Raw genomic sequence first — 23,994 nt, 5'->3', positions numbered from 1 at the left:
ATACCGCTCATCCGAGGAGCACGCCGTGCTTGAGGCTTTCTTCACTTCCCTGCTGGTCCTCGTCTGCGTCGGCGTGCTCGCTTTCGCCGTTCTGGCCGTGAAGAAGCTGTACCAGGGCCAGCGCTGATATCTCGCGCCGGTCGCCGCACGCTGGTCATCCCGTCCTCACCCCTACAGATCGCCTGAGCCGCTCATGATCGAGATCCCGTCCGACCTGCACCCGGACCTTGTTCCCCTCGCCTTCCTCCTCGGCAACTGGGAGGGCGTCGGTGTCTTCGACTTCCCGGGGGACGAGAAGGCCAACTTCGGCCAGGAGGTCACCTTCAGCCACGACGGCCGGGACTTCGTCGAGTACGTCTCGCACACCTGGGCGCTCGACGACGAGGGCAAGAAGGTCAGGCCGATCGAGTCCGAGGCCGGGTACTGGCGCATCGACAAGGACCGCAAGGTCGAGGTCGTGATGGTCAGGGACCAGGGCGTCGTGGAGGTCTGGTACGGCGAGCTGGCCGACCAGAAGCCGCAGATCGACCTGGTGACCGACGCGGTGGCCCGTACGGCGGCCTCCGGGCCCTACAGCGGTGGCAAGCGGCTGTACGGCTATGTGAAGGGCGACCTGATGTGGGTGGGCGAGAAGTCCACCCCCGAGGTGCCGCTGCGCCCGTACATGTCGGCGCATCTGAAGAAGGTCGTGTCCCCGGACCAGGTCGAGGCATGGGCCAAGGACCTCGGCGATCTCCCGGACGACGGCATCGCCTTCTTCAAGTAAGACCCACGTCATCTCCCGTCAAGACCCGCGCGGGAACGACGTAAGACCCGCGTGGCCGAGATCCTCTGCCGGGAAAGCCACCCGTGCCGCCGCGCCTGCCTACACTGGGGGCGTGGTGAGCACTGACTGGAAGAGCGATCTGCGTGAGCGTGGATACCGGCTGACCCCTCAGCGCCAGCTTGTTCTCGAAGCTGTGGACTCCCTGGAACACGCGACACCCGACGACATCCTGTGCGAGGTACGCAGAACCGCCTCCGGGGTGAACATCTCCACCGTCTACCGGACGCTGGAGCTGCTGGAGGAGCTGGGCCTCGTCTCGCACGCCCACCTCGGGCACGGCGCTCCCACGTACCACCTCGCCGACCGGCACCACCACATCCACCTGGTCTGCCGGGACTGCACGAATGTCATCGAGGCCGATGTCGAGGTGGTCGCGGAGTTCGCCGCGAAGCTGCGCGAGGACTTCGGGTTCACGACGGACATGAAGCACTTCGCGATCTTCGGGCGGTGCCAGAACTGCGCGGCCCGCGTCGCGAACGGCGGCGAGTCGTAGGCTGATCACCATGAAGAGCCCTCTGCTGTCCCTGCCCGGAGCCGTCGCCGCCGAAGGACAGGACGAAGGTGTCGCCGCCCACTACGGTGATCTGTTCCGCGAACAACGAGCCCTCGCCGATGGCACCGGTCTGGTGGATCTCTCGCACCGCGGGGTCGTCACCGTCACCGGGGACGACCGGCTGAGCTGGCTGCATCTGCTGCTCACCCAGCACGTCAGCGAGCTGCCCGTCGGCCGTGCCACGGAGGCGCTGATCCTCTCCCCGCACGGCCATATCGAGCACGCGCTGTATCTCGTGGACGACGGTGCGACGGTCTGGGCGCATGTCGAGCCCGGCACGCGGGAGGCGCTGATCGGCTATCTGGAGTCGATGAAGTTCTTCTACCGGGTCGAGGTCGCGGACCGTACGGACGACTTCGCGGTCGTCCATCTGCCGGCGGGCTCCATCGCCGAGGCGCCCGAGGGCGTGGCGGTACGGGAGACCTCGTACGGCCGGGATCTCTTCCTGCCCCGCGCCGACCTGGAGTCGTACGCCGCCGCGCACGGGCCGGTCGCCGGGATCCTCGCGTACGAGGCGCTGCGGATCGAGGGGCACCGGCCGCGCCTCGGCTTCGAGACCGACCACCGGACCATCCCGCACGAGGTGGGGCTGATCGGCACCGCCGTCCATCTCGACAAGGGCTGCTACCGGGGCCAGGAGACCGTGGCCCGCGTCCAGAACCTGGGGAAGCCGCCGCGTCGGCTGGTCTTCCTGCACCTGGACGGCAGCGAAGTCCATCTGCCGGGTCATGGCACACCGGTCCGGCTCGCCGCCGACGGCGCCGAGGGACGTCAGCTGGGCTTCGTCACCACCTCGGCCCGCCATCACGAGCTGGGGCCGATCGCGCTGGCCCTGATCAAGCGCAATGTGCCGCTGGACGCGCCACTGCTGGCGGGGGACACGGCGGCGGCACAGGAGACGGTGGTCGAGGCGTAGCCCCGGGGGCGGGGTGTACGGGCCTCGGGCCCGGGGGCCCGGGGTGCCTCTCCCGTACCGGTCCCGGGGCGTCTGCCCGTACCGCGCCTCACATGTCGAGCAGCACCGTGAACGGGCCGTGATTCGTGAGCGAGACGCGCATGTCCGCTCCGAACCGGCCCGTTTCCACCTTCGCGCCCAGCGCCCTCAGCTGTGCCACCACCTCGTCGACCAGCGGTTCGGCCACCGAGCCCGGGGCCGCCGCGTTCCAGGTGGGGCGGCGGCCCTTCCGGGCGTCCCCGTAGAGAGTGAACTGCGAGATCACCAGGAGCGGGGCGTTCACCTCTGAACAGGACTTCTCGCCCTCCAGCAGCCGGATCGACCAGAGCTTGCGGGCCAGCCGTTCCGCCTGCTCCACGGTGTCCTCGTGGGTGACTCCCACCAGCACACACAAGCCCTCACCGATGATCTCGCCGACGGTTTCCGGCCCGGACTCCGTCATGACCACGACGCTCGCGCCGTCGACTCTCTGCACCACTGCACGCATACGGATCAACCTATCGGGGGCCGAACGGGTGCAGAGTGCCCGCATACGCGGTCGTGGGAGTGGCACGATGCACGGAGGCGGTGCGTTCTGCGTACCTGTCGAGAGATGGGGGTTCCCAGCGGATAGGGGCAGGGGTCTCTCAGCTGAGCGAGGGGAAGTACGCGCGATGAGCACATCTGGCGCCGGGCAGGCGCCCGGTCCCGTACCGACTACCCGTACGACCACCGGGACCGGCAGCGGACCGGCCGCCGGTCCTGGCACGGACCACGGGCCGGGAGCGGCGGGCCCGGGGAGCGGGGGGCCCCGGCCGCCCGTGCAGCGGACCGGCGGTGAGGGCACGCTGCCCGCGCCCCGGCCGTACGACTTCGGTGTGCTGCGGCTGCCGGAACTGCGCGCGCTGCGCCGTGACTCACAGCGGGACGAGGCCGATCTGAGCTATCTGCGGCGGCTGCTCCAGGGCAGGATCGACATCCTGCGGGCCGAACTGGCCCGTCGTACCGCCCCCGAGACCCGGGTGGTCGACCGGCTGTCGGAGATTCTGACCGACTCTCCCTCCCGGCACCGCTCGTCCGCCCGCCATGTCACGCTCTCCACCCCGCGCAGCGAGGAGTACCGCCTGCTGGCCGCCGAGACGCTCGCCGAGGTGGAGCTGTCGGACCTGGCGGCCCGTACGGACGAGGAGCTGCATACGGCGATGGGGCGGCTGGTCCGCAACGAGCAGCAGCTCTCGCGCCGCCGCCATCAGTTGCAGCGGACGGCGGACGACTGCAGCGCGGAGATCGCCCGCAGGTACCGTGAGGGTGAAGCTCAGGTGGACGATCTGCTGACGTAGTGATTCCGTCTGACTCCGTGTTGATTCCGTGTTGATCCGTACCGCCCCAACTGCCCGCTGATCACAGTGGATCCGTGCGGATCCGGGTGGGTCCGTACGGATCCGCGCCGGACCGCGCGAGCGGGTGCCCCCAGTACCGGAAGGCCGATGATGTCCTCCAGCTCCCATGTCATATCGCCGGCCGTACCGCCGGTACTCGCCGAAGTCGTACGCTCCGGCTTTGTCGAGGGCAGTCACCGGGGAACGCTGGTGCTGCTGGCGGCCGACGGCACGGTCGAGCTGGAGCTCGGAGACCCCGAGGCCCCGGTCTTCCCCCGCTCAAGCAACAAGCCGATGCAGGCCGCGGCCGTGCTGCGGGCCGGGGTGGAGCTGTCCGGGGAGCGGCTGGCGCTGGCGGCGGCGAGCCATGCGGGCGAGGGGTTCCATCTCGCGCTCGTCCGTACGATGCTCGCCGAGCACGGGCTGTCGACCGACGATCTGCGGACGCCGCCCGATCTGCCGCTCGACCGGGTGGAGGCGGAGGCGTATCTCGCCGCCGGCGGGGTGCGGGAGCGGATCGTCATGAACTGTTCGGGCAAGCACACCGCGATGCTGGCGGCCTGCGTACACAACGGCTGGCCGACGGAGAGTTATCTGGACCCGGTGCATCCGGTGCAGAAGCTCGTCCGGATGGTGATCGAGGAGACGGCGGCCGAGCGGGTCCCCACGATCGGTACGGACGGCTGCGGCGCCCCGCTGATGGCGATCAGCCTCACCGGTCTCGCCCGCGCCTTCCGCCACTTCGTCCTCGCGGCGCCGGGGTCGGCGGAGCGGCGGGTGGCGGACGCGATGCGCGCCCATCCCGAGTATGTCGGGGGGACGCGCAGGTCCGACACAATGCTGATGAGGGAGATGCCGGGCACGCTCGCCAAGACGGGCGCGGAGGCGGTTCAGGCGGTGGCGCTGCCGGACGGGCGCGCGCTGGCCTTCAAGATCGACGACGGCGGGAGCCGGGCGCGGGGGCCCGTGCTGAAGCGGGCGCTCCAACTGCTGGGCGTGGAGGCCGAGGTGCTGGGCCGGATCGGGCGGGCGCCGCTGCTGGGCGGCGGCGTGGAGGTCGGGGCGGTACGGGCGGCGTTCTGAGGTCGTTCGGTACTGTCCGTTCCCCGGGTCTCCGGGAGGTCCGGGACTCCGATGTCTCAGGGGGTCTCCGGGGCGCCGGTCGGCCGGCGAAAATCCGGATGCGGCGGGCCGCCGGGACCGCTTAGCGTGACGACCATGAGCACTGTCGACGTCCGTACGGTCACCGAATCCGAGTATCCCGACTGGCTGCGCGCCCTGGCCACCGGGTTTCTACGGGCGCCGGGCAGCTCGGACGAACAGACGGCCGCGCGGACGGCGCACCTCGAACCGGCCCGTACGCGCGGCGCCTTCGACGAGGGGCGCTGCGTCGCCACGTTCCGGTCCTTCGCGCAGGAACTGACGGTCGTCGGCGGCGCCGTGCTCCCGGCGGACGCGATCAGCAACGTGACCGTGTCGCCCACCCACCGTCGGCGCGGACTGCTCAGCCGGATGATGGCCGCCGATCTGGCGGCGGCGAAGGAGCGCGGGGACGCCGTCGCCACGCTGATCGCCGCCGAGTACCCGATCTACGGGCGGTACGGGTTCGGCCCCGCCGCCGGGATCACCGAGTGGGCGATCGATGTGGCGCGTACCGGACTTGATCCACGGCGGTCGGGGCCCGACGACGGCGGCAGGATCGATCTGATCGACCTCGCGGACGTCCGCAAACTCGGCCCCGACCTGCATGAACGCTTCCGGGTGCGGCAGCACGGCGCGATCGACCGCGATGAGCGCTGGTGGAACGTCGACACGGGTCGGACGCCGTCCGGCGTGCCCTGGACGGAGCCCTTCAACGCGGTGTACCGCTCGGCGGCCGGTGAGATCGAGGGCCTGGTCACCTACGCCTCCGACGACAACTGGGGCGACGCCAAGCAGCCGCTGAACACCGCGTCGGTACGGAAGCTGATCGCGCTGACCCCGGCGGCGGAGCGGGCGCTGTGGCACTTCGTCTGCTCGATCGACTGGATCACCACGGTCAGGACGGGGTACCGCGCCACGGACGATCTGCTGCCCCGGTTCCTTCCCGATCCCCGCGCGGCACGGATCGTGACGCAGGCGGACTTCCTGTGGGTACGGATCCTCGACACCGTACGGGCCCTGGAGGCGCGTACATACGCCGTGCCGGCCGCGCTGACGCTGGAGATCCACGACAGGGTCGGTCTGGCGGGCGGGCGGTTCCGGCTGGAGGGGACGCCGGAGGGCGGGGTCTGCGCGCCGACCACGGAGTCTCCGGACATCGCCCTGGACGTACGGGAACTGGGTGCGCTGTACCTGGGGGACGAGTCGGCGGTGCGCCTCGCCGCGCTCGGCCTGCTCACCGAGGAGCGGCCGGGGGCGGCGGCGGTCGCGGAGACGCTGTTCCGTACGGCGCGTCGTCCTTGGTGCCCGGACGTCTTCTGATGTCGGCCGCCCGGAAGCCGTCCGGGCGGCCCGAGGACCTCACGCCGTCCGCACCCTGAACAGCACCCCTGACAGGCCGAGCGCGAGCGCCAGGAGCCCGGCGCACCACGCCAGCGCCACCCAGGGCGCCGAGCCGACCGGCAGGCCGAGCAGCAGTCCGCGCAGGGACTCGATGACCGAGGTGACCGGCTGGTGGTCGGCGAAGCCGTGGAGCCAGCCCGGCATGGTGTCGATCGGGACGAAGGCGCTGCTCGGGTAGGGCAGGAACATCATGAAGAACGTGAACCCGCCCGCCGCCTCGGGGGACTTGGCGAGCAGACCGATCGCCGCCGAGAGCCAGGAGATGGCCACGATGAAGGCGAACAGGATGCCGGCGGCGGCGAGCGCGGCGGCGGGTGTGGTCGACGGGCGGAAGCCGATGAGGAGAGCGACGCCGAGAACGAGCGCCGTCGAGACGACGTTACGGGCGACGCTCGCCGTGACATGCCCGGCGAGGATCGACGCGCCGCCGATGTCGAGGGAGCGGAAGCGGTCGATGATGCCGCCCTTCATGTCCTCGCTGACGCTCACGGCGGTGCTGGACGAGCCGAAGCCGGCGCAGAGGAGCAGGACGCCGGGGACGACGTAGGTCACGTACTCCGTGCCCGTGTCGATGGCGCCGCCGAAGAAGTAGACGAAGATCAGCATGAGCATGATCGGCAGCATCATCGCGGTGATGACGGCGTCGATATTGCGCCTGCTGAGACGGATGCCGCGAGCGGCCATCGTGAGGGCGTGGGTACGGGAGGACGCGAGCGCGTCAGACATGGGTGGGCTCCTGCTCCTGGCTCGCCGGGGCCGCGCCCGTCAGCGCGAGGAAGACATCGTCGAGGGTGGCGCCGTGCAGCGCGAAGCGCGCCACCTCGGTACCGTCCGGGTCGATCTCGTCCAGCAGGGCGCGCACCCGCGCGGCGGTGCCGTCGGTCGGCAGCCCGAGCGTGAGGCTCTCGGGCGCGTGGTGGACAGCGCGGGACGCGAGGCGGAGATAGGCCTCGCGGCTGGTCAGTACGAGATCGAGGCGGTGGCCCGCGACCCGGCTCTTCAACTCCTCCGCCGTGCCCTCGGCGACCACCAGACCGTGGTCGACCACCGCGATACGGTCCGCCAACTGGTCGGCCTCCTCCAGGTACTGGGTGGTCAGGAAGACGGTGGCGCCGCGCGCGGAGAGGTCCCGTACGACCTGCCACAGCTCCTGGCGGCTGCGCGGGTCGAGGCCGGTGGTCGGTTCGTCCAGGAAGACCACCTCGGGGTCGCCGACCAGACCGGCGGCCAGATCGAGCCGGCGCCGCATGCCGCCGGAGTAGGTGACGGCGAGCCGCCCGCCCGCGCCGGCGAGGCCGAAGCGGTCGAGGAGCCCGGTGGCGCGGCGGCGCGCGTCGGCCCTGGAGAGCCCGCTGAGACGGGCCATCATGCGGAGGTTCTCCTCGCCGGTCTGTTTCTCGTCCACGGCGGCGAACTGCCCGGTCAGGCTGATGGCGCCGCGCACCCTGCGCCGGTCGGCGACGACGTCGTACCCGGCGACCCTGGCGGTGCCGCTGTCGGCGGTGGTGAGGGTGGTGAGAATCCGTACGGCCGTCGTCTTGCCCGCGCCGTTGGGGCCGAGGAGCGCGAAGACCGTGCCGCGTTCGACACGAAGATCAATCCCGCGCAGGACTCTCACCCGCGCGCTTCCCTTTCCGTACGACTTTTCGAGGCCGGTGGCCTCGATGGCCGGGTGCGAGGTCATGGACATTCCCCTTGTTCCGCTGTGCTGCCGCTGATCTATTGCGTATGACATACGCGCTACTGTGTAAGGGTTACGCATTACTAGGATGGGCGTCAAGCGGGGAGCGTGCGGAGAAGGGTGGACACGATGGCGATCGCTGATGGTGATGGCGGCGGTGCCGGTGGCGGTGCCGGTGGTACGGGGCTGCCCGCCAGCATCGAGGCCGCCTGGGGACTGCGGGAACGCCCGGCCAAGGGGCCCAAGCCCGGCATCGGCCTGACGCGGATCGTCGACGCGGCGGTCGGTGTCGCACGGGCGGAAGGGCTGGGCGCGGTCTCCATGGGGCGGGTCGCCAAGGAACTGGGCGTCTCCACGATGTCGCTGTACCGCTATGTCGCGGCCAAGGACGAGCTGTACGTCCTGATGCATGAGGCGGCCATCGGCGCGCCCCCCGCCCCGCCGGAGCCCGGCACCGGCTGGCGCGAGGCGCTGGCCCACTGGGCCTGGACGCAGCGCGAGGCGTACCACCGGGACCTGTGGGCGCTGCGCATCCCGATCTCGGGCCCGCCCGTGACCCCCAACTCGGTGGCGTGGTGGGAGCGCGGCCTCAACGCCCTGGCCGGCACAGGGCTGGACGACGGCACGAAGATATCGGTGATCCTGCTGGTCAGCGGCTTCGTACGGAACGAGGCGATGCTGATGTCCGACCTGGACACGGCCATCAAGGCAAGCGGCTCATCGGCCCAGCAGGTCATGGCGGGCTATGGACGCACGCTCCGCAGACTGGCCGACCCGGCCCGCTACCCTGCGGTCGCCGAACTGCTGGCGGCCGGCGGCCTGGACGGCGAGGACGGCCCGGACACGGAGTTCACCTTCGGCCTCGACTGCGTGCTGGACGGGGTCGAGGCGCTGGTGCGGAGGCGGGGTCGGGTGAGTTAGCCCGTCAGCCCGTCAGCCCGTCAGCCCGTCAGCCCGTCAACCCGTCAGCCCGATCAGACCGTCAGCAGGACCTTTCCCAGCAGGCCGCGGCCCTCGATCGCCCGGTGCGCGTCCGCCGCCTCGTCCAGGGGGAACGTGCCGCCGATCACCGGGCGCAGCCGGCCCGCCGCCGTTTCCGCGAGGGCTCGCGCCGCCAGCCGTACGCTCTCCCCCCGTGGGATCCGCACGTCCGCGATGCCCAGCAGCCTGATCCTCCGGTCCGCCGCGTGGCGCGCGTCCACCGGGGCGAAGCCGCCCGTCGGTGCGCCGTGCGCCGAGAAGCGACCGCCGTCCGCCGTCAACGGGAAGGCTGCCAGGCCCATCCCACCCCCCACGCCCTCCAGGACGACATCCGCGCCCCGCGCGCCCAGCGCCTCGCGGGCGCGCGCCGGCCAGTCGTCGTGGGCTCCGTCGATCACGGCGTCGGCGCCCAACTCCCGTACGAGAGCGGTCTTCCGCTCGCCCCGCGCGACGCCCACGACGTACGCGCCCCGGGCCTTGGCGAGTTGGACCATCAGCGTGCCCATGCCGCCGGACGCGCCGGTGATCAGTACCCGTTCGTCCGCGGTCACCCCGGTGAGGTCCATGAGGGCCAGGGCGGTGACACCGTCCTGGAACACCGCGGCGGCCGTCGGGAACGGGAGGCCGTCCGGTACGGGCACCAGCGACTCGACCGGGGTCGCGACCAGCTCTGCCGAGCCGCCGGTGATGCCGATCGAGGCCACGACGCGCCGACCGGTCCAGTCGGCGTCCACCCCCGCGCCGACCGAGCGCACCGTACCGGCGACTCCGCCGCCCAGGATGTACGGGGGCCGCACGGGGAAGTACTCCTGCCCCCAGCCCGCCCGTACCTGCGTCTGTACGAAGATCGTGTCCACCACCGCGACGGCGATCACCACTTCGCCCGGACCCGCCACCGGGTCGGGCACCTCGGCCGTCACCAGGACCTCGGGACCCCCGAAAGCCGTCACCCGAGCTGCACGCATATCCCCACCCTGTGTTGTTGCTCGCGTTGTTCCTTACGGCGAGTGTTGAACTTCAAGTCCGGTTGAGGTCAAGCGCTGCGTACGCTTCGTGGTCATGAACGATCAGGACCTCCAGGACCTCGGTCTGCGCGAACGCAAGAAACAGCAGCGGTACCGGGAGATCTCCGACGCCGCGATCCGGCTCTTCCTCGCGAAGGACTTCGACCGGGTGTCGGTCGCGGAGGTCGCCGCCGCGGCCGAGGTCTCCAAGCCCACCCTCTTCCGGTACTTCCCGACCAAGGAGGATCTGGTACTGCACCGCTTCGCCGACCACGAGGACGAGGCGGCCCGGGTGGTCGCCGGCAGGCCCGACGGCGTGCGTCCGCTCGATGCCCTGCGGCTGCACTTCCTGGCGGGACTCGACCGGCGGGACCCGGTGACCGGGCTCAATGACGCCGACGAGGTGCTGGCGTACCACCGGCTGCTCTACGGGACTCCGAGTCTGGTGGCCAGGCTGTACGGGTTTCAGCGGCGCTCCGAGGCGGCACTGGCCGGGGCTCTCGGCGGCGGGATCGGGGGTGCGCTCGGCTCGTGCCAGATCATCGCCGTACAGCGCGTCCTCGCGGAGGAGAACTGGCGGAGGATCACGACGGGGGAGAGCGTCGAGGAGGTGTATCCGGACGCCGTCGAGGCGGCGGAGCTGGCCTTCGGACAGCTGCGCTCCGGGCTCAATCTCTGGTGAGCGCGACCTCTGGTGAGCGCGACCGGAGAAAGTAGTGAGACTCGGTAATGTTTTTAACTCGGTTACGTTATCCTCGGTGGGATGAACGGCGAACGCAACCGTGAACTCGACCGTGAGCTCGATCGCGAACGGACCTACCACGAGACCTGCCGCGCCGCGCTGACGGGCATGGTGGACGACGCGCACGAACAGGTCGTCACCGGCGAGAACGCCTTCGCCTCCGGCGCGGACGCCGAGGTCCTCGGCCGCCATCTGCGCAGTCGCGCCAAGGAACTGCGGCTGGAGCCCGACAGCCCGCTCTTCTTCGGCAGGCTCGACTTCGGGGTGGCGCCGGACGGCGATCACAGCGGCCAGAGCTACCACATCGGCCGGCGCCGGATCAGTGAACACCCCTCGGCGCCGCCCCTCGTCATCGACTGGCGCGCGCCGGTCTCGCGCGCCTTCTACCGGGCGAGCGCGCGCGATCCGCAGGGCGTCACCGTGCGCCGTCGGTTCGGCTGGGCGCCCTGGAGCAAGGGGGCGCCGGAGGATCTGACCAGCCTGGAGGACGAGCGGCTGACGGCCGAGCGGCTGACGGCCGAGGGGCTGACGGCCGAGGGGCTGACGGCCGAGGGGTCCGCTCCGGGGAGCGGCCCGGGGAGCGGCCCGGGGAACGGCCCGGGGAACGGCGCGGGGAACGGCGCGCTCCCGGCCAGGAGCGCGATCCTCACCGGCGAGATCGAACGCCCCCGCGTCGGTCCGATGCGCGACATCGCGGCCACCATCCAGCCGGAACAGGACGATCTCGTACGGTCCGACCTCACCCGCTCCGTCTGTGTCCAGGGCGCCCCGGGCACCGGCAAGACCGCCGTCGGGCTGCACCGTGCCGCCTACCTCCTCTATACGTATCCACGCCGGATCCAACGTGGCGGCCTGCTGATCCTCGGCCCCAACCGCACCTTCCTCTCCTATATCTCCGAAGTGCTGCCCACCCTCGGGGAGATCGGCATCCGGCAGTCGACGGTCGGTGACGAGATCGCCCGCCATCCGGTGCGCGCGGAGGACCCGGAGGCGGCGGCGGTCGTCAAGCATGACGCCCGGATGGCCGAAGTGCTGCGCCGGGCGCTGTACGGGCGGGTCGCGGCGCCCGCCGAGCCGCTCACCGTCCCGGACGGTTCGTACCGCTGGCGCCTCGGGCTCGACGAGCTGGCGCGGATCGTGGCGGAGGTACGGGCCGAGGCGCCTCCGTACGCCCTGGGCAGGGAACGGGTCCGCAGCCGCGCCGTACGGGAGATCCAGCTCCGGGCGGAACGGCGGGCGGGCCCGCAGTCCGCGGCGTGGGTGCGGCGGGTGGCCGGCTCGCGGGCGGTCACCGCGTACCTCGACACGGTCTGGCCCAAAGCGGCGCCCGAGGAGGTGCTGGCGGCTCTGCTCGCCGATCCGGAGTCGGCGGCCGAGGGCATCCTCACCCCCGAGGAACGGCGCGCGATCCAACGGGCGAGGCGTTCCGCCCGTACGCCCTCCGCCCGTACACGCGCTCCCTCCGCCCCTCCATTGTCCGCGCGGGCGGCCAGGCGGCTGCCGTGGTCGGCGGCCGATCTGGTGCTGCTCGATGAGCTCGCGGGCCTCATCGAACACCCCGAGGGATACGGCCATATCGTCATCGACGAGGCGCAGGACCTGTCCCCGATGGAGTGCCGGGCGATCGCCCGCCGGGCGGAGTTCGGCTCGCTGACGGTGCTGGGCGATCTCGCCCAGGGCACCACGCCCTGGGCCGCCCGCTCCTGGCCCGAACTCCTCGCCCATCTGGGCCGGCCGGACGCCACGGTCACCCCGCTGACCACCGGATTCCGGGTCCCGGGAGCGGTCGTGGAACTCGCCAACCGGCTGCTCGCCTCGCTGGATGTCGACGTACCCCCGGCCCGTTCCCTGCGCGGGGACGGCGAGTTGACGGTACGTCAGGTGCCTGAGGTGGGCGATCTGGCGGGCGCGGTGACCGAGGCCGTACGGAAAGCGCTCACCCGCGAGGGCTCGATCGGCGTCATCGCGGCGGACCCGGAGGCCGAGCGGCTCCGTACCGTACTCACGGCCGCCGGTATCGCCACGGCGACGCCGGACGAACTCGGCGCCTCGGCGGCCCGGGTGGCGGTGCTGCCCGCGACGGCGGCGAAGGGGCTGGAGTACGACCATGTCGTACTCGTCGAGCCGGTGGCCATCGCGGAGGCGGAGGCGCGGGGACGGCACCGGCTGTACGTGGCCCTCACCCGCGCGGTGTCGCGCCTGGACATCGTGCACAGCCGCCCGCTGCCGGCGGTGCTCGGCACTGCCCGCTCCGGGCCCAGCCGCTCGCCGAACGTCCCCGGCCTCCTCCCGATGGCGTCGGCCCCGTGCTATCGCACGTCGTCCCGCCAGCCGCTCACGGGGTAGTCGACATACCCCTCGGCCCCGCCCGCGTAGTACGTAGCCGGGTCACCGGTCGCCAGTTCGCGGCCCAGCGCGAACCGCGTGACGAGGTCGGGGTTGGCGATGAAGTGCGTGCCGAAGGCGACGGCGTCGGCCGTGCCCGCTTCGATGACGGCGTTCCCGGACGCGCGGCCGAATCCGTGGTTCGCGATCAGAGGTCCGTCGAACAGTCGCCGGTAGCGCGCGAACGCGTCGACGTCGGGGCCGTCACCCGGCGTGGCGGGGGCCGGTCCGCGCAGATGCAGATACGCGAGGGGGCGGTCGCCCAGCTCCGCCACGAGTTCGTCGTACGCGGCGAGCATCGCCTCGTCGGCGGTGAAGCGCTCGGCGGTCCAGTACGGCGACAGACGCACCCCGACCCGCCGTCCGTCCCAGGGCGCGGCGACCGCGTCGATGATCTCGAACAGCAGGCGTCGCCGGCCGGCGCGGTCGGCTCCGTAGGCGTCGGAGCGCCGGTTCAGCCGCGGGTTGAGGAACTGCGGTATGAGGAACGAGCCGAGGGCATGGACCTCGACCCCGTCGAACCCGGCGCGCCGGGCGTTCGCCGCCGCCGCGCCGTACTCCGCGATCGTGGTCCCGATGTCGGCGGTGGTCATCTCCCGGGGAGTGACGGTGTCCTTGAAGCCGCTCGGGGTGTACGACCTCTCGTGCGGGTTGACCGCCGAGGGCCCGGCAGGCAGCTCTCCGCCGAGGTGATCGGGGTGCGAGGCGGCGCCGGTGTGCCAGAGCTGGAGGACGATACGGCCGCCGAGTGCGTGGACGACATCGGTGACCCGGCGCCACGCGGCGATCTGCTCCTCGCTGTAGACACCGGGAACGCCGGCGAAGCCGATCGCGCGCTCGCTGACCCAGGTCCCCTCGGTGATGATCAGCCCGGCGGAGGCCCGCTGGCCGTAGTACGCGGCGTGCATCCCGGTCGGCAGCAGCCCCGCGTCGACCGCGCGGGCGCGGGTGAGAGGGGCCATCACCACCCGATTGGGGAGCCGGAGGTCCCCGAGGCGCGCGGGCCGCAGGAGTGGCTGGTCAACGGTGGTCGGCGGGGTCGTTCCTGTCCCGAGGTCCGTCGTGATGGTCATGGGTCACCTTTTCTCGTCTCTCCCCGTCAACAGGGGTGTGCTGAAGTTGACGGAGCGCGACGAGAAAAGGTGACCGATGGGCGGGCAACGGGACCAGGACCAGGACCGGTACCAGGACCAGGACCAGTACCAGGACCGGCTGGCGGAACGATTCGAGACGCACCGCGCCCGGCTGCGGGCGGTCGCCTACCGGATGCTCGGCTCGGCCGGCGAGGCGGACGACGCGGTCCAGGAGGCGTGGCTGCGGCTCAGCCGCGTCGATGCCGACGGGCTCGGCAACCTGGCAGGCTGGCTGACGACGGTGGTCTCGCGGGTCTGTCTCGACATGCTGCGCTCCCGTACGTCACGCCGGGAGGACCCGGTGGGGCAGGGGCTGCCGGACCGGATCGACGCCACCCGTGACGCCACCCGTGGCGGCGGGGGCGACGGTGCCGGGGGCGACCCCGAAGAGGAGGCGGTGCTGGCCGATTCGGTCGGCAGGGCGCTGCTGGTGGTGCTGGACACGCTGGGTCCCGCCGAGCGGGTCGCCTTCGTCCTGCACGACCTGTTCGCCGTGCCGTTCGACCGGATCGCGCCCATCGTGGAGCGCTCACCGGTCACCACGAAGAAGCTCGCCAGCCGCGCGCGCCACAAGGTACAGGGCACCCCGGCGGTGCCCGGCGCCGATACCGGCCGGCACCGGCAGGTCATCGAGGCCTTCCTCGCCGCGTCACGCGGTGGCGACCTGAACGCGCTTCTCGCGGTGCTGGCCCCGGACGTCGTACGCCGTGCCGATCCCGCCGGCCTGCCACCGGGAGTGGCGACGGAGGTCCGCGGGGCGCGCGCCGTGGCGGAGGAGACGATGGTCCTCGGTCGCGGGGCACGGTTCGCGGAGGCGGCGCTCGTGAACGGAACCGTGGGAGCCGTGGTCGCCCCGCGCGGCCGGTTGTTCCGCGCTCTCACCTTCACGATCGACGGCGAGAGGATCACCGCCTACGAGGTGATCGCCGACCCGGCCCGCCTTCAGCGGCTCGAACTGGCCGTGCTCGACGTACGCGAGGTACGCGACGTACGCGATGCGCTGTAGGCGACGTCCCGGGCGGGGCTTCCTGCTGACCCGTCCGGCCCGCACGGCACCCTGCCCGTGCGCTCACCCGATTTCGGTGCTGCCACAGCTGAACGTCGCCTCCTGGAGGAGCCCCGGCGTGATCCGCACTCCCGTAAGCCGCTCGGCCAGAGCGAACGCGGCCGGTGTGGACAGGTCCGTCGCGGTCTCGGAGACCTCGCTCCAGAACTGGAAACCGCTGTCGTGCATGGCCTCCAGGAGTTCGTCGGGGGTCGCTCCCCATCGGTCGTCGGGGACGGTGGGATCGAACATCAGCCGGATCGTCGTGTCCTCGGCCCAGAGGAACGCGCTCAACGCGTTGATGCTGACGAAGTGCGACACCCAGCGCGTACCCGCCGACGCGGGCAGTGCCTGCTCCTCGTCGACCCGGGGAAAACCGCAGGGCTCGATCAGCAGGGTCCAGGACCCGACGGTAGTCATGGCGATGAACTGCCGTGCGTTCGCGGTACGTTCGAGGAGATCGAATGCTTCGTCCACTACCGCCGCCACGCCCGTCCGCGACTGCTCGGCCCGGCCGCCCAGCCGGTCGAGTACGGCTGCGGGCGGCAGGCTGTCCACCAGCGTCAGGCAATACGCCTGCGCGAGATCCGGGAAGCGCTCCTGGAACCACAAGTAGTCGGTGACAGTCGCGGACGAGGTCGGGGCCATGGGCGAGATCATGCCGCAGGGGTCTGACATCGGCCGGGGAAGGCGTTCCGATCGGGCATGATCGAGCCGCAGCGCCATCGAGGGACCCCTCGTTCGTGAGTCCGTGTGAGAAGGGCGGCAGGCCGGTATGCCCGAAGGCTGGGAGTGGGACGACACACTGTTCTTGGGCTCGGCCCCCTATTACCCGCGTGGGCGGCTCCCGTACGCTCCCGGGCTCGCGGAGCTGCTCGCCGAGGTTCTGCTGCTCGACGGCCGCGGGCGTCTGCTCGATGTGGGCTGCGGGCCTGGCACCCTTGCTCTGGGCCTGGCGGATCTGTTCGGCGAGGTGGTCGGCGTGGACCCGGACAGCGGCATGATCGCCGAAGCCGGGCAGCAGGCCGAGAAGGCGGGCGTGGCCCGGAAGGCGAGGTGGGTCCGGGCCCGTGCGGAGGAACTGCCCGCGGGACTCGGGACGTTCACCGTCGCCACCTTCGGTCAGTCCTTTCACTGGATGGACCGTGACCTGGTGGCGGCGACCGTCAAGGGCATGCTCCGGTCGGCGGGTGCCTTCGTCCATATCTCGGACCTGAAGACGGAGACGCGAGCGGTCGACGGTCTCCCCTGTCCGGGGGTGCCCTATACGGCCATCAACGATCTGGTCGGGCAGTACCTCGGCCCCGTCCGGCGGGCCGGTCGTGGGGTACTGCGGTACGGAACGCCCAGCGGTGAGGCCGCCGTGCTCGGCCGGGCGGGCTTCTCGGGACCGGAGCGGTATGTCGTACCCGGGGGGCAGGCGTTGGAACGGTCCTGCGATGAGGTCGTGGCGCTGGTGTTCTCGACATCCTCGTCCGCGCCCCACCTGTTCGGCACGCGGCGCGGCGACTTCGAGGCGGACCTCCGCCGACTGCTGCGGGAGACCTCACCGTCGGGCCGCTTCTCCGAACGTCAGCCGAGCACCGAGGTCTTCGTCTGGCGCGAGCCGTCCGCCCGGTGAGCCGGTCCTGACGTCAAGGGACTTGATGCGCGTCGCGGTTACGGCGCGAGGCGCGGAGTGGTGACGGTGCCGTTGATCACCATGTGGAAGATCCAGGCGAGACGCTGCTCAGGGGTGCCGGAGATGAGCTCGCCGCCGAGCGCGGCGATCCGCGGATGGGATTCGGCGGACGCCTCGCGCAACGCGGCGACGAGGGCGTGGTGTTCGGCTTCGGCCCCGGCGGATCGGCTGCGGGTGGACTGTTCGGCCGCGATGGCGGTGGCTACCTGGAGCAGCACGTCGACGCCCCAGGCGGCTTGCGCGTCGGGCACCCGGCCCTCATGCAGGAGGGAGAGTACGCCCTCGACCAGGTCCAGATAGTTGGGGCCCGAGGGGCGGGCGACCAGCGCGGAGTGGGCGAGGCCGGGGTGCGCGAACAGCACCCGCGTATACGAGCCGAGCAGCCGCGCCAGCCGCTCGCGCCAGTCGCCCTCACCGGCGGCCGGGGAGAGATCGACGGCGCCGAGGAGCTGCTCCAGGATCGCCGCGTGCAGCTCGGCGGTGTTGGCCACGTACACGTACAACGAGGCGGGACCGGTGTCGAGTTCCTGCGCGAGCCGGCGCATGGTGACCCGCTGGAGTCCTTCGGCTTCCATCAGGCGGACCGCGGTGGCGACGATGCCCTCATAGGTGAGGGCGGGCTTGGCGGGCCGCTCGCGGCGGCTGCGGGGCGCGGGGGTTCTCGGAGTCACGGGCCCACCCTAACGAACATGTTCGCCACGGCCGGGCGGGTCACAGCCGACGGAGGGGGAGGGGGAGACGGAGGGGGAAAGGGGAGTACCCACCTCTTTCCACTCTCAACGTATAGCGCACCGGGGGGCTTGCGGCAAGACCCGGGTCGTGCCGCAGAATCGCTGGCCGAGCGCCCTGACGCGACCGACAACGGCCGCGGCGGCCACGTCAAGGCGGAGCCGTGCCCACCGTGCCCACTGCGCCCGCCCCGCCCGCCCCGGCCGCCACCACGTCCGTCCCGTCGGTCCGGACGCCCCGCGCACGCCCCGCCGCATGCCGTGCCACACGCCATGGCCGCACGCGGCCTCAGATCGGAGCAGATCAGTGAAACCCCTGACCACCAGCGCGTTCGACCTCCCCGACCGCCTCGCCCCCAAGGCCGACCCGGCGCTGATCGCCGACGACGAACAGCACTTCGCGGCCATCGCGGAGTGCCTCGCGCAGTCCATCGCCGATCTCTCCGACCGCCTCGACGCCGAACGCAGAGCGCCCGGCGGCATCGGCCGGCAGGCGATGGACCGGGACATGGAGATCCACCGGCTGACCGCTCGTCTGCGCGCACTGCGCCGCTTCGGGCTGGACCTGTGCCTCGGACGCATGGTCGCCGCGGACAGCCCCGAGCCCGTATACGTGGGACGACTCGGCCTGACGGACAGCGCGGGCCGCAGGCTGCTGCTCGACTGGCGTTCCCCCGCGGTCGAGCCGTTCTTCGGGGCCACGCACGCCAACCCGATGGGTCTGGCAAGCCGCCGCAGGTATCGCTGGACCCGCGGCCGGGTCAGCGACTACTGGGACGAGGTGTTCACCCCGGACGGGTTCGCCGGGCACGCCGCGCTCGACGACCAGTCCGCCTTCATCGCCAGTCTGGGCGGCAACCGGTCGGGACGGATGCGGGACGTGCTCGGCACCATCCAGGCCGACCAGGACGCCATCATCCGCGCGGGATCCCGCGGCGCTCTCGTCGTCGACGGCGGTCCGGGTACGGGAAAGACCGTCGTCGCTCTGCACCGCTCCGCCTACCTCCTCTACGCCGACCCGCGCCTCGGGCACCGGCGGGGCGGCGTGCTGTTCGTGGGTCCGCACCAGCCCTACCTGGGGTACGTGGCCGATGTCCTCCCCAGCCTCGGGGAGGAGGGTGTGCAGATCTGCACCCTGCGGGACCTCGTCGCCGAGGGAGCCGCGGCGGCGGTCGAGGCCGATCCGGAGGTGGCCCGCCTGAAGTCGTCCGCGAATGTGGTGAAGGCGGTCGAGACAGCCGTCAGGTTCTACGAGGAGCCGCCCGCCAAGGGGATGACGATCACAACCCACTGGTCCGACATCCGGCTGAGCGCCGACGACTGGGCCGTGGCCTTCGACGCGGCGGAACCCGGTACTCCGCACAACGAGGCGCGCGACCAGGTCTGGGAGGAACTGCTCACGATCCTGGTGGACAAGCACGAAGGCGACGTCTCCGACGACCAGCTCCGCGCGTGGTTGCCGCGGAACAGGGAACTGGTCGCGGCCTTCAACCGCGCGTGGCCACTGCTCGAAGCGGCCGACCTCGTAGGAGACCTCTGGTCGGTACCCGCCTACCTGCGGATGTGCGCTCCCTGGCTCAGCCGCGACGACGTCCAGCGGTTGCAGCGCGCGGAAGCCCAGGCCTGGACCGTATCCGACCTGCCCTTCCTGGACGCGGCCCGGCAGCGGCTCGGCGACCCGGAGACGGCGCGGCGCAAGCGCCGGCACGCGGCCTCCCTCGCCGCCGAACGCGAGCAGATGGCCAAGGTCGTCGACGCCCTGCTGGAGTCCGAGGCCGAGGGTGACGGCGAAGGGGTGCTGACGATGCTGCGCGGAGAGGACGCACGGCACAGCCTGGTCGACGAGACCGCGGCGCCCGGCATCGAACCGGACCTGCTCGCGGGCCCGTTCGCGCACATCGTCGTGGACGAGGCCCAGGAACTGACCGACGCGGAGTGGCAGATGCTGCTGCTCCGCTGCCCGTCCCGCAGTTTCACCATCGTCGGGGACCGTGCCCAGGCCAGGCACGGGTTCACGGAGTCGTGGCGGGAGCGGCTGGAGCGGGTCGGGCTCGACCGGATCAACCTGGCCTCCCTGAGCGTCAACTACCGGACGCCGAAAGAGATCATGGCCGAGGCCGAGCCGGTCATCCGGGCCGTACTCCCGGACGCCAACGTGCCGACCTCCATCCGCGGCGGCGACGTTCCCGTCGTCCACGGATCCGTATCCGATCTGCGCCCGACCCTCGACACCTGGCTCGCCGCACATACCGACGGGATCGCCTGTGTCATCGGCGACCCCACCTTCCGGACGACGTCGCGCGTACGGTCGCTGACCCCGGAGCTGGCGAAGGGCCTCGAATTCGATCTGGTCGTCCTCGTCGACCCGGAGGCGTTCGGCGAGGGCGTCGAGGGAGCGGTCGACCGCTATGTCGCGATGACCCGGGCGACCCAGCGACTCGTCATCCTCAGGAGCTCCTGACGTACGAGCTCCTGACGTACGAGCTTCTGGCGTACGAGCTCCAGGCGTACGAGTCCCTGACGTAGGAGCTCCTGACGTTCCGCGAGCGGCCCGGATACAACCTTCGCGGCCCGTCGCGAGTCAGAGACGCCGCGATGGTGAGGACCTTCGCACAGCCTTCGTACAGCCGGGCCACAGGAACGGCATACGATGCGCGTGCCCCTCATAAAGATCACGTAAGAGGATGTACACGTCATGACTAGCCGTGCCCCGTATCGTTCCCTTCGCGGCATATCCGCCGCTGCCGCCCTCCTCGCGATCGGTGCGGTGGGATGCTCGGGCGTCTCCGAGGCCATCGACAGCGCCAAGGACGGCGCGAAGCAGGTCGCTCGCCAGCGCTCGGTGTTCTCGCTGGACATCGGCGACTGCTACAACCCGACCGGCAAGACCGAGGGGACGGCGTACACCGTCGAGATCGTGCCCTGCGACGAGGCGCACGAGGGCCAGGTCGTCGGCGAGTTCGTCATGGACAAGGACAAGGAGTACCCCGGCGACGACGGGGTCTCGACGATCGCGGACGAGCGCTGCCCGGCCGAGGCGCAGAAGCACGCCCCGGACACCTGGGCGCTCCCCAAGGGCGTCGCCCTCTTCTACTACGTCCCGACCAAGGAGAGCTGGGGGACGGGCGACCGCGCGGTGAGCTGCACCTACACCATGGAGAAGGGCACGTTCAGCGGCTCGCTGGACGTCGCGAAATCCCTCAAGCCCGAGCAGATCACGTACCTCACGGGCTCGAACGCGGTCTACGAGGCCATGTGGGCGACCCAGCCGGAGAAGGACACCGTCGAGGACGACCTGGATGGCTACAAGGCGCAGGCCAAGAGCGTCGCGGCTGCCCTCGACGCACACGTCAAGGGTCTGGACGGCATCGAGGGCGCCGAGGTCGGCAAGCTCCGCGCGACGCTGACGAAGGCGGCGGGGAGCTGGAAGAAGGCCGCGAAGGCCACCGACGCCGACGCGTTCTACCTCGCCTACGACTCGGCGTTCACCGGCATCGACCCGGCCAAGTCGGTCCCCGCCCGCAAGGAACTGGGCCTGGCCACCACCGTCCCGGCCGACGACGCCGAGGTCTGGGCGGGCTGACGCCCCGTCGGATCAGCGGCGCGCGGCCCACACCGTGCGCTCGGTGCGTACCGTCAGGTCGTCGCGGCGCAGGATGCTGTGAGGGCTTTCGGTGTCGAGCAGCCGGTCGAGGGCGGCGAGGTCTTCGGTGGTCAGTTCCTGGGTGAGGCCCCCGCGCAGGCGGGTCAGACCGCTGAGGGCGTAGCGGCCGACGGCCTCGGTGTGCGGGGGGCCCAGGTTGACGGTGATGACGCGTTCGCCCTCGACGGTGAAGCCGGCCGCGGTCAGCTTGGGTCCCCAGTCCGCGCCGCGGTGGGGCATGTGCTCGGTGTGGTGGCGGTCGAGTGCGGCGTGGCAGCGCTCTTCGAGTCCGGGACGGTCCGCCGGGGCGTCCTCGGGCAGGAAGCGCGGGAAGCCCGCCAGTTCGACGACGGCGAACAGCCCGCCGGGGGCGAGCGTGTCGTGGACCTGGCGCAGGGTGCGGTCGGGGTCGGCCATGTGGTGCATGGAGGCGGATGCCCATACCAGTTCGGGCGTGCCGAGCTCGGGCCAGGCACCGTCGAGGTCGGCCTGAACGGTGCGTACCCGATCGGCGAGACCGGCCGCCGCGGCCTTGTCCCGCAGGCGCTGCAGATAGGCGGCCGAGGTGTCGACGGCGGTCACCTCGGCCTCGGGGAAGCGCTTGAGCAGGGCGAGGGTGCCGGCCCCGGTTCCGCAGCCCAGATCCACGATGTGGCGGGGGCTCGCTTTGACGGGCAGCCATGCGGTGATGGAGGCGATGTGCTCGGCGAGCACTTCGGCGTCCAGGTCGAGGATCTCCGTCTGGCCGTCGGCGCCGGCGCCGGCGTCGTGACCGTGACCGTGACCGTGGTTGTGGTCGTGGGCTGTGTGCGGGGCGGGCGGGGATGCGTGTGTCATGGCGGCCACGCTAGGAGGTTCGCGGGCGTCCGGCACGGTCGCTTCCCGGAAGCGCAAGACGGTGGGCGCCTGGCCTGCTCGCCGCGCAAGCCGACGCGACCGACGGCGCGACGGGGCTGTGGGGCGGCAGGGCCGGGATCAGTGCGACGGGCTGCTCGCGTCACCGGCGCCGCGGGCGCCGCGAGTGCTGCCGGTGCCGCCCGCGCTCTGCTCGTTGCGCTGGTGGCCGCGGCGGGCGTCGCGGTCGAAGATGCCCAGGACTTCGCAGGGCCCGCCCTCGGCGCCGATGGCGTGCGGGAGCATCGTGGGGAACTCGGCGGCCTGGTTGGTCTCCACGCGCAAGCGCCGGTTGCCCAGCAGCAGGACGGCCGTGCCGGAGAGGACGACGAGCCATTCCCGGCCCGGGTGGGCGCGCATGCTCGACGGGCCCTCGGGCGGCGGGTTCGTCATACGCTGGCGTACGACGGTCATGCCCGGATCCGCCCGGATGGGCCAGCGCATCACCTGGTGGGCGGCGTCGATCGTCGGGCTGGAGATGACGTCGTCCGAGGCCGTCTCGACCAGTTGGTCGAGCGTGGTGTCCAGGGCACGGGCGAGGGTGACGAGCTGGTCCACGGCGAGACGGCGCCGCCCGGTCTCGATCCGGCTGAGCGTGGAGGGGCTGAGCCGGGCGCGGGTGGCCAGCTCGTCCAGGGACCATCCCTGCGCCACGCGCAGAGCGCGGATCCGCTTGCGTACCAGGCTGTCGAGATCGCCATTGTCTTGCGTCATGAGCAACACCTTATGCCTCATACGCAAACGATGCTTAGCGTGGCCGTACCTGGGCCCGCTCGGGGTCCGCTCACCGCGAGGAGAGGTACGCCATGCCCGTAACGACTTCCGAATACGCGACCGACGCGACCGGCGCGAACGACGACTCCGTGACCGAGTCCCACGGGACCGTAGACACCGTGGTGATCGGCGGAGGAGCCGCGGGCTTGAACGGCGCGCTGATGCTCGCCCGCTCCCGTCGCTCCGTCGTCGTGGTCGATGGCGGCACGCCCCGCAACGCGCCCGCCGACGGCGTGCACGGTCTGCTCGGTCTGGAGGGCGTACCACCGGCGGACCTGCTGAGCCGAGGGCGGGAGGAGGTACGCGGTTACGGTGGCGAGGTGGTGGCCGGCGAGGTGATCTCCGCCGTCCCGGCCGCCCCCTCCGCCGAGGGCGATCCGCGCTTCACGGTCACGCTGGCCGACGGCGGCGTCTTGCGGGCACGCCGGCTGCTGGTCGCCACCGGCCTGCGCGACGTACTGCCCGACGTTCCCGGGCTGGCCCGGCACTGGGGACACGGCGTGGTGCACTGCCCGTACTGCCATGGCTGGGAGGTGCGCGACGAGCCCATCGGGATCCTGGCCGTGGGCCCGGCCTCGGTCCACCACGCGCTGCTGTTCCGGCAGTTGACCGACGATCTGGTCTACTTCACCCGCGGCACCGGCCTGGGCGAGGAGTCCCGTGCGCGCTTCGCCGCCCGTGACATCCGCGTCGTCGACACCCAGGTGGCGGCGGTCGAGTCCACCCAGGACGGCCGCGTCGCGGGCGTGCGGTTGACCGACGGGCGGATCGTGGCCCGCCGCGTTCTCGCGGTGGCGACCAGCATGCGGGCCCGTACCGAAGGCCTGGCCGGTCTGAACCTGCCGATGCGGGACCTGCCGGACGGAATGGGCCGCCACTTCGCCACCGGCCCGGCCGGCACCACCCCGGTCCGGGGCGTATGGGTGGCAGGCAACGCCACCGACGTGAGCGCCCAGGTCGGTGCCTCCGCCGCCGCGGGCGCCCTGGCGGGCGCACACATCAACGCCGACCTGGCCACCGCCGACACCGAAGCGGCCCTCGCCGCGGGCCTCGGCTGAGGGCCCAGC

General features: G+C 71.6%; 23 protein-coding genes. 14 read left to right on the top strand and 9 right to left on the bottom strand.

Annotated elements, in window-relative coordinates; genetic code table 11:
• Positions 1-193 precede the first annotated feature (193 nt).
• The 3 genes from M1203_RS26130 to M1203_RS26120 all read left to right on the top strand — a co-directional run bounded on the left by M1203_RS26130 (position 194) and on the right by M1203_RS26120 (position 2,295).
• The gene (locus M1203_RS26130; RefSeq protein ID WP_249952245.1) at positions 194-766 is read left to right on the top strand and encodes an FABP family protein; all 573 of its coding nucleotides are present in this window, start codon (positions 194-196) and stop codon (positions 764-766) included.
• A gap of 112 nt (positions 767-878) precedes the next feature.
• On the top strand, positions 879-1,319 hold the full coding sequence (locus M1203_RS26125; protein ID WP_249952244.1) for a Fur family transcriptional regulator: 441 nt from the start codon (positions 879-881) through the stop codon (positions 1,317-1,319).
• 10 nt (positions 1,320-1,329) lie between these two features.
• On the top strand, positions 1,330-2,295 hold the full coding sequence (locus M1203_RS26120; RefSeq protein WP_249952243.1) for a folate-binding protein YgfZ: 966 nt from the start codon (positions 1,330-1,332) through the stop codon (positions 2,293-2,295).
• An 88-nt stretch (positions 2,296-2,383) separates the two neighbouring features.
• On the opposite strand, the gene dtd is transcribed toward M1203_RS26120, so the two are convergent.
• A complete protein-coding gene (gene dtd / locus M1203_RS26115; protein WP_249952242.1) occupies positions 2,384-2,821 on the bottom strand; it encodes a D-aminoacyl-tRNA deacylase in 438 nt (145 codons plus the stop codon).
• Positions 2,822-2,987: 166 nt separating this feature from the next.
• On the opposite strand from dtd, the gene M1203_RS26110 reads away from it, so the two are divergent.
• The 3 genes from M1203_RS26110 to M1203_RS26100 all read left to right on the top strand — a co-directional run bounded on the left by M1203_RS26110 (position 2,988) and on the right by M1203_RS26100 (position 6,155).
• Positions 2,988-3,653, top strand: a complete 666-nt coding sequence (locus M1203_RS26110) for an ABC transporter substrate-binding protein (RefSeq protein WP_249952241.1) — start codon at positions 2,988-2,990, stop codon at positions 3,651-3,653.
• Positions 3,654-3,800: 147 nt separating this feature from the next.
• Positions 3,801-4,775: an asparaginase gene (locus M1203_RS26105; RefSeq protein ID WP_249952240.1), complete on the top strand. Its 975-nt coding sequence runs from the start codon at positions 3,801-3,803 to the stop codon at positions 4,773-4,775.
• 135 nt (positions 4,776-4,910) lie between these two features.
• Positions 4,911-6,155: a GNAT family N-acetyltransferase gene (locus tag M1203_RS26100; RefSeq protein WP_249952239.1), complete on the top strand. Its 1,245-nt coding sequence runs from the start codon at positions 4,911-4,913 to the stop codon at positions 6,153-6,155.
• Positions 6,156-6,194: 39 nt separating this feature from the next.
• On the opposite strand, the gene M1203_RS26095 is transcribed toward M1203_RS26100, so the two are convergent.
• The gene (locus M1203_RS26095) at positions 6,195-6,962 is read right to left on the bottom strand and encodes an ABC transporter permease (protein ID WP_249952238.1); all 768 of its coding nucleotides are present in this window, start codon (positions 6,960-6,962) and stop codon (positions 6,195-6,197) included.
• The gene (locus M1203_RS26090; protein ID WP_249952237.1) at positions 6,955-7,920 is read right to left on the bottom strand and encodes an ATP-binding cassette domain-containing protein; all 966 of its coding nucleotides are present in this window, start codon (positions 7,918-7,920) and stop codon (positions 6,955-6,957) included. The genes M1203_RS26095 and M1203_RS26090 overlap by 8 nt, the downstream gene beginning before the upstream one ends.
• Before the next feature lie 126 nt (positions 7,921-8,046).
• On the opposite strand from M1203_RS26090, the gene M1203_RS26085 reads away from it, so the two are divergent.
• Entirely contained in the window at positions 8,047-8,838 is a 792-nt protein-coding gene (locus M1203_RS26085) for a TetR/AcrR family transcriptional regulator (RefSeq protein ID WP_249952236.1), read from the top strand.
• Between the two features lie 53 nt (positions 8,839-8,891).
• On the opposite strand, the gene M1203_RS26080 is transcribed toward M1203_RS26085, so the two are convergent.
• Complete coding sequence (locus M1203_RS26080) at positions 8,892-9,863, bottom strand: zinc-binding dehydrogenase (RefSeq protein ID WP_249952235.1); 972 nt, start codon at positions 9,861-9,863, stop codon at positions 8,892-8,894.
• Between the two features lie 94 nt (positions 9,864-9,957).
• On the opposite strand from M1203_RS26080, the gene M1203_RS26075 reads away from it, so the two are divergent.
• Both M1203_RS26075 and M1203_RS26070 read left to right on the top strand, forming a co-directional pair.
• Positions 9,958-10,584: a TetR/AcrR family transcriptional regulator gene (locus tag M1203_RS26075; protein ID WP_249952234.1), complete on the top strand. Its 627-nt coding sequence runs from the start codon at positions 9,958-9,960 to the stop codon at positions 10,582-10,584.
• A gap of 81 nt (positions 10,585-10,665) precedes the next feature.
• Complete coding sequence (locus tag M1203_RS26070; RefSeq protein WP_249952233.1) at positions 10,666-12,990, top strand: ATP-binding domain-containing protein; 2,325 nt, start codon at positions 10,666-10,668, stop codon at positions 12,988-12,990.
• Here the strand turns inward: M1203_RS26070 and M1203_RS26065 are convergent.
• Positions 12,954-14,102 carry an alkene reductase gene (locus tag M1203_RS26065; RefSeq protein ID WP_249952232.1) on the bottom strand — a complete coding sequence of 383 codons (1,149 nt, stop codon included), beginning with the start codon at positions 14,100-14,102 and terminating at the stop codon, positions 12,954-12,956. The two genes, M1203_RS26070 and M1203_RS26065, sit on opposite strands and share 37 nt — an antisense overlap.
• 76 nt (positions 14,103-14,178) lie before the next feature.
• On the opposite strand from M1203_RS26065, the gene M1203_RS26060 reads away from it, so the two are divergent.
• The gene (locus M1203_RS26060; protein WP_249952231.1) at positions 14,179-15,168 is read left to right on the top strand and encodes a sigma-70 family RNA polymerase sigma factor; all 990 of its coding nucleotides are present in this window, start codon (positions 14,179-14,181) and stop codon (positions 15,166-15,168) included.
• Between the two features lie 63 nt (positions 15,169-15,231).
• Here M1203_RS26060 and M1203_RS26055 read toward each other — a convergent pair whose 3' ends face one another.
• On the bottom strand, positions 15,232-15,855 hold the full coding sequence (locus M1203_RS26055; RefSeq protein WP_249952230.1) for a DUF6461 domain-containing protein: 624 nt from the start codon (positions 15,853-15,855) through the stop codon (positions 15,232-15,234).
• A gap of 127 nt (positions 15,856-15,982) precedes the next feature.
• Here M1203_RS26055 and M1203_RS26050 point away from each other — a divergent pair, with 127 nt between their 5' ends.
• Positions 15,983-16,828, top strand: a complete 846-nt coding sequence (locus M1203_RS26050) for a class I SAM-dependent methyltransferase (protein ID WP_249952229.1) — start codon at positions 15,983-15,985, stop codon at positions 16,826-16,828.
• Positions 16,829-16,866: 38 nt separating this feature from the next.
• Here M1203_RS26050 and M1203_RS26045 read toward each other — a convergent pair whose 3' ends face one another.
• Positions 16,867-17,559 (bottom strand): TetR/AcrR family transcriptional regulator, encoded by a 693-nt coding sequence (locus M1203_RS26045; RefSeq protein ID WP_249952228.1) that lies wholly within the window; start codon positions 17,557-17,559, stop codon positions 16,867-16,869.
• 364 nt (positions 17,560-17,923) lie between these two features.
• On the opposite strand from M1203_RS26045, the gene helR reads away from it, so the two are divergent.
• Together helR and M1203_RS26035 are read left to right on the top strand one after the other, a co-directional pair.
• Positions 17,924-20,077 carry an RNA polymerase recycling motor ATPase HelR gene (gene helR, locus M1203_RS26040; protein ID WP_249952227.1) on the top strand — a complete coding sequence of 718 codons (2,154 nt, stop codon included), beginning with the start codon at positions 17,924-17,926 and terminating at the stop codon, positions 20,075-20,077.
• A gap of 234 nt (positions 20,078-20,311) precedes the next feature.
• On the top strand, positions 20,312-21,199 hold the full coding sequence (locus tag M1203_RS26035; RefSeq protein ID WP_249952226.1) for a septum formation family protein: 888 nt from the start codon (positions 20,312-20,314) through the stop codon (positions 21,197-21,199).
• 12 nt (positions 21,200-21,211) lie between these two features.
• On the opposite strand, the gene M1203_RS26030 is transcribed toward M1203_RS26035, so the two are convergent.
• A complete protein-coding gene (locus M1203_RS26030; protein WP_249952225.1) occupies positions 21,212-22,096 on the bottom strand; it encodes a trans-aconitate 2-methyltransferase in 885 nt (294 codons plus the stop codon).
• A 138-nt stretch (positions 22,097-22,234) separates the two neighbouring features.
• The gene (locus tag M1203_RS26025) at positions 22,235-22,867 is read right to left on the bottom strand and encodes a helix-turn-helix domain-containing protein (RefSeq protein ID WP_249952224.1); all 633 of its coding nucleotides are present in this window, start codon (positions 22,865-22,867) and stop codon (positions 22,235-22,237) included.
• A gap of 92 nt (positions 22,868-22,959) precedes the next feature.
• Here M1203_RS26025 and M1203_RS26020 point away from each other — a divergent pair, with 92 nt between their 5' ends.
• Entirely contained in the window at positions 22,960-23,985 is a 1,026-nt protein-coding gene (locus M1203_RS26020) for an NAD(P)/FAD-dependent oxidoreductase (protein WP_249952223.1), read from the top strand.
• The last annotated feature ends 9 nt before the right edge of the window (positions 23,986-23,994 follow it).

This window comes from Streptomyces sp. 35G-GA-8 (assembly GCF_023534745.1).
Taxonomy (GTDB): Bacteria; Actinomycetota; Actinomycetes; order Streptomycetales; family Streptomycetaceae; genus Streptomyces.
This window is presented reverse-complemented; position numbering and strand designations above follow the sequence as displayed.

Bases quoted from the DNA above. Each gene is read 5' to 3' on its own strand.
- M1203_RS26130 (WP_249952245.1), top strand. From the start codon at position 194: ATGATCGAGATCCCGTCCGACCTGCACCCGGACCTTGTTCCCCTCGCC.
- M1203_RS26120 (WP_249952243.1), top strand. From the start codon at position 1,330: ATGAAGAGCCCTCTGCTGTCCCTGCCCGGAGCCGTCGCCGCCGAAGGA.
- dtd (WP_249952242.1), bottom strand. From the start codon at position 2,821: ATGCGTGCAGTGGTGCAGAGAGTCGACGGCGCGAGCGTCGTGGTCATG.
- M1203_RS26110 (WP_249952241.1), top strand. From the start codon at position 2,988: ATGAGCACATCTGGCGCCGGGCAGGCGCCCGGTCCCGTACCGACTACC.
- M1203_RS26105 (WP_249952240.1), top strand. From the start codon at position 3,801: ATGATGTCCTCCAGCTCCCATGTCATATCGCCGGCCGTACCGCCGGTA.
- M1203_RS26100 (WP_249952239.1), top strand. From the start codon at position 4,911: ATGAGCACTGTCGACGTCCGTACGGTCACCGAATCCGAGTATCCCGAC.
- M1203_RS26095 (WP_249952238.1), bottom strand. From the start codon at position 6,962: ATGTCTGACGCGCTCGCGTCCTCCCGTACCCACGCCCTCACGATGGCC.
- M1203_RS26090 (WP_249952237.1), bottom strand. From the start codon at position 7,920: ATGACCTCGCACCCGGCCATCGAGGCCACCGGCCTCGAAAAGTCGTAC.
- M1203_RS26085 (WP_249952236.1), top strand. From the start codon at position 8,047: ATGGCGATCGCTGATGGTGATGGCGGCGGTGCCGGTGGCGGTGCCGGT.
- M1203_RS26080 (WP_249952235.1), bottom strand. From the start codon at position 9,863: ATGCGTGCAGCTCGGGTGACGGCTTTCGGGGGTCCCGAGGTCCTGGTG.
- M1203_RS26075 (WP_249952234.1), top strand. From the start codon at position 9,958: ATGAACGATCAGGACCTCCAGGACCTCGGTCTGCGCGAACGCAAGAAA.
- M1203_RS26070 (WP_249952233.1), top strand. From the start codon at position 10,666: ATGAACGGCGAACGCAACCGTGAACTCGACCGTGAGCTCGATCGCGAA.
- M1203_RS26065 (WP_249952232.1), bottom strand. From the start codon at position 14,102: ATGACCATCACGACGGACCTCGGGACAGGAACGACCCCGCCGACCACC.
- M1203_RS26060 (WP_249952231.1), top strand. From the start codon at position 14,179: ATGGGCGGGCAACGGGACCAGGACCAGGACCGGTACCAGGACCAGGAC.
- M1203_RS26055 (WP_249952230.1), bottom strand. From the start codon at position 15,855: ATGGCCCCGACCTCGTCCGCGACTGTCACCGACTACTTGTGGTTCCAG.
- M1203_RS26050 (WP_249952229.1), top strand. From the start codon at position 15,983: ATGCCCGAAGGCTGGGAGTGGGACGACACACTGTTCTTGGGCTCGGCC.
- M1203_RS26035 (WP_249952226.1), top strand. From the start codon at position 20,312: ATGACTAGCCGTGCCCCGTATCGTTCCCTTCGCGGCATATCCGCCGCT.
- M1203_RS26030 (WP_249952225.1), bottom strand. From the start codon at position 22,096: ATGACACACGCATCCCCGCCCGCCCCGCACACAGCCCACGACCACAAC.
- M1203_RS26025 (WP_249952224.1), bottom strand. From the start codon at position 22,867: ATGACGCAAGACAATGGCGATCTCGACAGCCTGGTACGCAAGCGGATC.
- M1203_RS26020 (WP_249952223.1), top strand. From the start codon at position 22,960: ATGCCCGTAACGACTTCCGAATACGCGACCGACGCGACCGGCGCGAAC.